Source organism: Ruegeria sp. E8 (assembly GCF_056533985.1).
In genome coordinates this window covers 1-8406 of sequence record NZ_JBQFOY010000020.1, presented here as the reverse complement: position 1 = coordinate 8406, position 8406 = coordinate 1, and the positions used below count along the sequence as shown (strand labels likewise).

Below are 8406 nucleotides of genomic sequence, written 5' to 3'. Positions count from 1 at the left end.
GAAAAACACGCCCGGGCCGTTGCCTGGGCGCTTTCATTTTCGGCTCACCATTAAAAGTTGATATTTTTAAAAATACCAGATATTTTTTACTACATGTGATGAAATTGAGATTCGCAGACACGTGGAGTTGTCGTTCATGGTGAAACCCGAAGAGGCTGGCGCAAGCCACTCTCTCTATTCCTTGGCGCATCTGACGCTGATCGGCTGCACGCCGCCCGAGCTGGTCTATATCGCCGCGCGGGCTGGGTACGATGCCGTCAGCCCCCGGTTCATTCCGATGCATGTGCCCGGTGAATTCACTCAATCCCCGATCGACAAGGCACAGGTGCAGGCGACTAAAACGGCTCTGTCTACTACCGGTTTGAAGGTCCTTGATGTCGAGCTTGCGCGTATCACCGAAGATGTCGATCCGCGCAGTTTTGAACCTTCTCTTGAAATCGGTGGAGAATTGGGCGCTAAACGCATGATCATGAGCGCGTGGACCAATACCCGCGATGATCGTAACTTCCTGATCGACGTCTATTCCGAGACCTGCGAACTGGCGGCGCCCTACGGGCTAACAGTGGACTTGGAATTCCCAAGCTTCTCTCGCTTGCGTACTCTGGATGAGGCGCTTGATATCGTGCGTGCCTCCGATCAGCCCAACGGCGGTATTCTGGTCGATACGCTTTATCTGCACCTCAGTCGCGTTGATCTCGGAGAGCTTCTGCACGTCCCCTCGGACCTCTTTCACTTCTTGCATATCTCTGACTGCCTGCCCGGCATCGCCGATACGCGCGAGGGCATGATCCAGCTGGCCCGTGACGCAAGGTTGTACCCCGGCGAAGGCTGGATCGATTTCACCGGCATCATCGAACGGATGCCGCCCGTCGACTATTCTATTGAGCTGCCCAACCAAAGCCGCGTTGCCGAGTTGGGATATGAAGAACACGCGCGTCGCTGTCTCAGCCACGCCAAACGAACATTCGGCGAGGCGCGGTCACAGCGTCGTATGCCCGATGCAGCAATTCCAAAACACCAAGAGGATTATCATGGGCAAAGAGCTCACTGAAAACGACCGCAACATGGCGGCCGATATGCTGGCACGCGCCCGCGCTGCCATGGCCGAGATCGAGGATTGGGATCAGGACAGGCTGGATCGCCTGTCTCAGGCCATCGCGTGGTACGCAGGGAACGAGAAAACCTTCACCCGTCTGGCACAGCAGGGTGTGGATGAAAGCGGTATCGGAGATCGCGAAGGGCGTCCTGCGAAACGGTTCAAGATTCATATGGTGCTGCGCGATGTCCTGCGCACGCCATCGACCGGTATCGTCGAGGTGGATGAGGCAAAAGGTCTGGTGAAATATGCCAAGCCCGCCGGTGTGATCGCGTCGCTGATCCCGATGACCAACCCGGCGATGACACCGCCGGTGACTGGCGTGTCCGCCGCCAACGCCCGAAATGCGGTTATCTTCAGCCCGCACCCTCGAACCGCACATACCACCTTTGAGATGGTCGAGGTCATGCGCGCAGCTTGTCGAGCAGCAGGCGCACCCGAAGACCTGTTCCAGTCGATCCGCAAACCGTCGATCCCATTGACGCAACATCTGATGGAGATCTGCGACCTGACTTTGGCGACGGGAGGCAAGCCGATGGTCAAAGCGGCGTACAGTTCAGGGCGACCGGCCTATGGTGTCGGCGCGGGCAATTCGTCCATCGTCATCGATGAAACGGCTGATCTGGACATTGCCGCGCAGAACACTCGTGTTTCAAAGACCTCCGACTTTGGGTCGGGCTGCTCGGCCGACGGCAACATCATCATCCAGCGCTCGGTTTATGACGATATGGTCAAGGCGCTGGAGGCCGAAGGTGGATACCTGTGTTCGGACGAAGAAAAGGCCATGCTCGAAGCGGCCATGTGGGATGAAAAGGGAAACCGTACGTTTCCGACCATTGCCTGTCCGCCGCAGCAAACGGCCAAGGTCGCTGGTTTCTCGATCCCCGAAGATCGCAAATTCCTGATGGTCGAAAATCAGGGGCAAATCGGCCCGCAGCACAAGTTCTCCAAGGAAAAACTGACCACGCTGATGGCGCTTTATCACTTCGACACATTCGATGACGCGCTGGAAACGGTCAGCCAGATCTACAACACCGGGGGCAAGGGCCATTCCTGCGGCATCTACAGCCACAATGACGATCACATCGACCGGCTCGCGCGTCTGGCTCCGGTCAGCCGCATGATGGTTCGACAGCCTCAGTCCAAGGCCAATGCGGGTGCCTGGACCAATGGCATGCCTATGACCAGCAGCCTGGGCTGCGGCATCTGGGGCGGCAACATCACCAACGAAAACGTCACCATGAAACATATGATGAACTACACTTGGGTCAGCCGCCCGATCCCTGAGGATCGCCCCTCGGAACCGGACCTGTTCGGTGAGTTCTACGGACAGGAGGTCGCGTGATGGACGCAAGCAAACTGGACGGTAAAACCGTCGCCGAACACATCGTTGATTTCCTGGAACGTCGTGAGGTCAAACATGTGTTCGGCCTGTGTGGCCACACGAACATCGCGGTTCTGGCCGCGTTGGCGGAAAGCCCGATTGATTTCGTCACAGTACGACACGAACAAATCGCCAGCCACGCGGCGGACGCATATGCCCGCGTGACGGGCAAGGCCTCGGTGGTCTTGTCTCACCTCTCCCCAGGTTTGACAAACTGCGCCACCGGGGTCGCTAACGCCGCACTGGACTGTATCCCGATGGTCGTGATCGCCGGTGACATTCCCACGCATTACTACGGGAAACACCCGCATCAAGAGGTGAACCTGCACGCGGACGCTGCCCAGTGGGAGATCTATCGCCCCTTCGTCAAACGTGCCTGGCGGGTAGACCGTGCAGACTTGATGGCCGAGATTCTGGAAAAGGCGTTTCATCTCGCTGAAAGTGGTCAGCCAGGGCCGGTGCTGGTCAATGTGCCGATGGACATCTTCTCGGAAGTCATCCCCTCGGACAGCTTCGACCGCATTCTCGGCAACACGCGCGCGCTGAAGAAACCGTCGATAGACGATGAAACCGCGCGCGTGATTGTCGAGGCCTTGGCGCAAGCCGAAAACCCGGTTGCCTATGTCGGCGGCGGCATCCTATTGGCGCAAGCCAGCGAGGAGTTGCGCGACTTCGTTGATCATATGGGGCTGCCGGTCGCGCATTCCCTGATGGGTAAAGGTGCGTTGCGGGACGACCATCCGCTTGTGTTGGGAATGACCGGGTTTTGGGGGACCGAGCTGGTCAACCAATCCTGCCTGAATGCGGACTACATCTTTGCGGTGGGAACACGGTTCAAAGAGGCCGATTGTTCCAGCTGGTACCCTGGCTACACGTTCAACATTCCCGGATCGAAGGTCATTCATATCGACATTGAGCCGCAGGAGATCGGTCGGAACTATCCCACCGAGATCGGCGTCGTCGCGGATGCCAAGGCCGCATTGCGCGTCCTCAACCGGGTCGCCCGCGAGATGTATCCGGACGGCTTCAAGCGCCCCGCGCTGGAGCAGAAGATCGCTGACTTCCGGACGGACTTCAAAGCGCGCAACGTGGAAATGGCGACCTCATCGGCCTTTCCGATGATGCCCGAGCGCATTCTGGCAGATACCCGCAAGGCTCTGCCCGAGGATGCCATCATCACCACGGACGTCGGGTGGAACAAGAACGGTGTCGGGCAACAGTTCGACATTTTGACACCGGGTTCAATCCTGACCCCAGGCGGGTTCGCGACGATGGGTTTTGGTCCGCCGGGAGCGATCGGTGCGAAACTAGCAGCGCCAGATCGCGTGGTGATCAGTCTGGTTGGCGATGGCGGTTTCGGTCAGAACCCGTCAATGCTGGCAACGGCCGTCGAACTTGATCTGGGCATCATCTGGCTGGTTATGAACAACAACGCTTTCGGCACCATCGCAGGTCTTCAAAAAGCGCATTACGGTTTGACCTATGGAACCACGTTCCCCGGATCAGCCGCAGCACCAGCAAACGGACCGGGTTATGCAGACATAGCGCGAGCCTACGGAGCGGAAGGGCACAGGCTCAGTGCTGCTGATGAATTGTTGCCGGCATTGGAAGCGGCAATCGCCAGCGGCAAACCAACTGTCCTTGATGTCCCGATGATCAACAATCCGACGCCAACTACCGGGCATTGGAACATCCTCGACATCTATTCGCCAGACAGGGATGTTTCGCACGTCGCAACCTGACGTAGTTTAGAATTTGGGTGTACTTCTACGCATAAGGCACTTGCCTATGTCTGCGAAACAGAACGGCAAACCTGCAGATGTTCGAACGTTGATACCAATTGCTTGTTCACTAGGTCCAGGCGCTTAATTCCGCCTGCGACCAAGTTTGAACCCACACCGTATCAACAGCGCCTGCCTTGATGAACCAACCCGCCCGGACTGCGGGCCAGTCATTTCTGCTCTGAGGCAGTGTGCTGCGCGATGCAAAATCCGTCTTCAGCGCAAACTGTGAAATCGCCCTTCCTTAGTTTTTGCACCTGCAGCGAATGACACGTTCGGATAAGCTGCGCCACGACGCGAACCAGTGAGATGAGTGACTGGGATGGGCCGATTTCCCATCAAAATACGGAGTGCTGCTAGAGTAGGTTTCAGCCGAAACACTCCACAGATGCTTGTAGTGCGAATGTCCGTCTCTTGTTACTTTCTGCGGAGAACAACAACGAGGTGCCAGACTTCGCATGCGTACTTGCTCGTTTTAGCCTCATAGAGCCGCGCGAGACGGCTGTAAAACTCGGCCATAAGCTGGTCGAGCATTTCAGCGCTGTCGCAGTTGGGACCGAACAGTTGCGTTCTCAAAGTGGAATCGGCAAAGGCCCGGGTGTATCCAACGTATTTCTCGGCATAGGTGCCAGGATCATCGATGTACTCCTTGAAGATGTCGTCAGCTTTGATCGGGGCAGGTTCCACACTGATCTTGCATATTTCGAACGCAGCCCTCACGTCGGCGTCGTGCTCGAGAGCATTGCGTGCCTCTGCCTCTGTCATAAACCAAAGCGAGAACAAAAATGAATCGAGACTTTCGGGGTTGATGAGGCCATCGTCGGCCGTCGTCTGAGCTACAACTTGAATCGCTCGATAGATACCACGCCCCGATGCGGCGATGCCGTTGTGCTCGGATGGGTCGGGAATTGAACCAAGTGTTCCGACGACAAGATATCCTCCCGCGCACATTTCTTGTGATCGTTGAAGCAGGAATTGGGTCCAATCCTTTTGCGCGATCCGGTTGACGGCCTGCCATGCATCGCCTTCCAGATCAGCGAACCAGAAGGTCCCTGGTGAGTTCAGTTGAATGCCCTGGCTCAACCAATGGCTTGCAAAAATACATGACCCGATCGACACCGACGCCGGGGATGCCACCCGATCATAAAACGATCCAATAGCTGCTTCAGTGCGGATATTCTTGGAGATATTTGTATATCCTGTCGGACCTTCGACCATTTCAAACAAGGTGTTCCAGTCGTTGCCAACCTGATCGGAATGGCAAACAACGATTGGTGAGTTGCCGAACGTCTCCAAACACGCCTCAATAGCTGGTCTGACCATCTCAATGGAGTTCACACCCGGCCCACACCCATAGTCCACGATTTTGAACTCGGTTTCAGGCTCGTCCATTGAGGAAACCAAACTGCGAACAAGTGGGCTCAGCAGTCGTACCAATTGCAGCTGCGCAGAGGAGTTCTCGTTGTAATCAACCATGCCTTCGGTCGATTTTCCCGATTGGATTTGTTGTTCCACCATGTGCTGGTCCTCAACGCGATACCGACTATCAAATGACGAAACACTACGGGTCTGGAAGCGTCTTGTCAGGTCAAACCGTTGCCGGCATTCCTGATAGATCGGTTTTGAGCCGTGCAACGTTTGTTGGCTGCGTCGTTGACACTGTGCGACGCCCGATGCTGTTATCAAAGCGGAAAACTTCTCCGGAGGAGCATACAGAATGAATGAGGCCGCGGACGGGTCTAGTGTTATCGACGAACGGATTCTAATCTGTGACGACGACGTGGAATTTGCCGAGAATGTCTGTGTTTTCCTGAGAAACAAAGGCTACCACATTGATCACGCGCCAAGTGTTCCGGCGGCCCGGGAAAAGTTAGAAACCGAGGATTATGATCTTTTCCTGTTGGATCTCGTGATGCCAGGCACAAGCGGCAAAGTGCTGTGTCGAGAGATTGCCTCGCGGCTTGATGCCGGGATCATCATGATCAGTTCGGTCGACGACGATGCCGAACGTATCTCGTTGCTCGAGCTGGGCGCGGACGACTACATTATCAAACCCTTCAATGATCTTGAGCTTTTGGCGCGTATTCGGGCGCTTATGAGACGTCGGCAAACGGGTCAGAAAAGTCAAAAACGCCTGACCCGATTTGGACCTTGGGAGCTTGTCGAGAACGAGCGACACCTCAAACACGAAGATGGGCGCGTGATCACCTTGACTTCGAGTGAGGCGCGGGTCATGCGATTTTTCGTCGAGAATTCGGATGTTCTTTGCACGCGGGAAGACCTTTTGGCCGTTGCGCGCACACGGCAGCACGGTGGGGCAGGGGACCGCAGTGTCGACGCCTTGATCAAGCGGCTACGGTCCAAGATCGAAAGCGACCCTGCCAATCCTGAACATATCCGCACTGTCTGGGGGCAGGGTTACATTTTCCGTCCCGGCTAATTGTGCTTATCGATCGGTAGAAAGACGCTCGCTCTAAGACCACCGCCTGCGCGGTTTTCCAACGACACTGTACCGCCTTGATCAACAACAATGGTTCTGACAATCGCCAGTCCAAGCCCACTGCCGGGCCCCTCAGCGCCAAGCCTTTGGAATGGCTCGAATGCGGTCTCTAACTGTTCGGCCGGGATGCCCGGTCCTTCATCGTCGATGTGAATTGCGGCCATGTCTTCTACTCTAGTCAGAGTAACATTTGTACGGCCGCCATATTTGACCGCGTTCTCCAGAAGGTTTCTCAGAACACGGGTGAGCGCATTGTGGCGCCCGTTAACTATGGCAGATTGCTCGATGGTGTAGGTCACATCGCGGCCCGCATCCACCTGCTCTTCGACCAGAGCTTCGATCAATGAGCGCAGATCCAATCGCGCAAGGTCTCCATCGTGGTGGGTCTCGCGATTGAGGTCGGTGACAGAGTTCACAATCTCGCTGAGGGCATCCAACCGCTTGAGAAGCTGCTCTTTGGGGGCCGTTGGCTCCAATTTCTCGATGGCGTCGTGCATCCGGGCAATCGGCCCTTTCAGGTCATGCCCTAAGCTGCGAAGCAAGGTGGTCTTGTATTCAAGCGCCAGAACAATCCGGGCTTCCATACGGTTGAACGCGATGATCGTATGGCGGATATCGATGGCACCTGTCTCAATCAGCGGACCGACCTCTTCACCCCGGCCAATCAACTCGGCATTGACGGCCATGGCGCTAAGCGGACGCATGACTTTCTGGATGAGAAACGCGAGAATACAGAGCAGGGTAAGTGCGACAAGACTGTCGATAGAGCCAACAACGACCAAAGGCGCGATGCTTTTGTTTTGCATCAGCAAATAGCAGTTCAGCCACTCCTCGTCATCTTTGAGCCGTACCGAGAAAACGCTTACCAGAAACGCGTCAACGCTTTCTGCGTCGAGGGGTTCGCCCGCGTGGCTCATGAACAGTTGAAGCAGCGCGCTTTGGTCGTGTCTGGCGTCAATGACCGTCTCCGCCACGGACAGTTCCGCGACAGCGATCCCTCGGTGTTCCAGTCGCACCGCCAGCCAGTCTGCCATATCCGGGCGTTGGCGGCCATTTGCCAGAGCGGTTGCTGCATCCTGCGTACCTACTCTGACGCTCCATTCTGCGGGAAAGAATCCAAGCGCTGCTTCGGCGCGGCTGTCAGGCGGCACGCGGGCCAGGGTCGAAACGACCTGAGCAAGAAAGGCATCGCCCCGATTTCGGATCTCTTCAGCGCGAGAACTGCGGATCTGAACCAAGTCGGTGACAACCGAGAAAACGCCAACTATCGCCCAACTGATGAGCACAATGCTCATAACCTGTGTTCGAAGTGTCAGATCATTCCAGCGCATCGCATCTACGTTCCTGTCCCATCCCCTTAGATTGGACGCTAGTTCAAATTCGCCTGCTCTCCCAAGCGGAAATTGCATCTTTGGTGCAGCGGAGGATGTTTGGGGTCTGGGCCCTGGCCCAGAACATGGCTGAGCGTGCGGTTCAGTCCCTTCGCCCCGCTAAGGGCAGAAAAGCCAATTGAATCAAAGTGTGACAAAGCCTTGGGGCTTTCTTTGCGGGCTCCCACGTATTTCCGACAGACATAATTTTTGGAGGCCCGTTATGAATTCGCATTCGTCCGTTCACCCGCAACTCGTCGGCGCGCGTCGCGCAC

Annotated in this window: 6 protein-coding genes; 4 read left to right on the top strand and 2 right to left on the bottom strand. The window is 56.2% G+C overall.

The window, feature by feature from the left end; genetic code table 11:
* The first annotated feature begins 136 nt into the window (after window positions 1–136).
* The 3 genes from ACR0LF_RS19560 to ACR0LF_RS19550 are packed head-to-tail and all read left to right on the top strand — an operon-like array spanning window position 137 to window position 4222.
* A complete protein-coding gene (locus ACR0LF_RS19560; protein ID WP_480582829.1) occupies window positions 137–1051 on the top strand; it encodes a sugar phosphate isomerase/epimerase family protein in 915 nt (304 codons plus the stop codon).
* Window positions 1032–2441 carry an aldehyde dehydrogenase family protein gene (locus ACR0LF_RS19555; RefSeq protein ID WP_480582826.1) on the top strand — a complete coding sequence of 470 codons (1410 nt, stop codon included), beginning with the start codon at window positions 1032–1034 and terminating at the stop codon, window positions 2439–2441. The genes ACR0LF_RS19560 and ACR0LF_RS19555 overlap by 20 nt, the downstream gene beginning before the upstream one ends.
* The gene (locus tag ACR0LF_RS19550) at window positions 2441–4222 is read left to right on the top strand and encodes a thiamine pyrophosphate-binding protein (RefSeq protein ID WP_480582823.1); all 1782 of its coding nucleotides are present in this window, start codon (window positions 2441–2443) and stop codon (window positions 4220–4222) included. Before ACR0LF_RS19555 ends, ACR0LF_RS19550 begins: the two co-directional genes overlap by 1 nt.
* A gap of 456 nt (window positions 4223–4678) precedes the next feature.
* Here ACR0LF_RS19550 and ACR0LF_RS19545 read toward each other — a convergent pair whose 3' ends face one another.
* Complete coding sequence (locus ACR0LF_RS19545) at window positions 4679–5779, bottom strand: class I SAM-dependent methyltransferase (RefSeq protein ID WP_480582820.1); 1101 nt, start codon at window positions 5777–5779, stop codon at window positions 4679–4681.
* A gap of 199 nt (window positions 5780–5978) precedes the next feature.
* Between ACR0LF_RS19545 and ACR0LF_RS19540 the strand changes: the two genes are divergently transcribed.
* Complete coding sequence (locus tag ACR0LF_RS19540; RefSeq protein WP_480582817.1) at window positions 5979–6701, top strand: response regulator; 723 nt, start codon at window positions 5979–5981, stop codon at window positions 6699–6701.
* Here ACR0LF_RS19540 and ACR0LF_RS19535 read toward each other — a convergent pair.
* Window positions 6698–8056 carry a sensor histidine kinase gene (locus tag ACR0LF_RS19535; protein WP_480582814.1) on the bottom strand — a complete coding sequence of 453 codons (1359 nt, stop codon included), beginning with the start codon at window positions 8054–8056 and terminating at the stop codon, window positions 6698–6700. The two genes, ACR0LF_RS19540 and ACR0LF_RS19535, sit on opposite strands and share 4 nt — an antisense overlap.
* Window positions 8057–8406 lie beyond the last annotated feature (350 nt).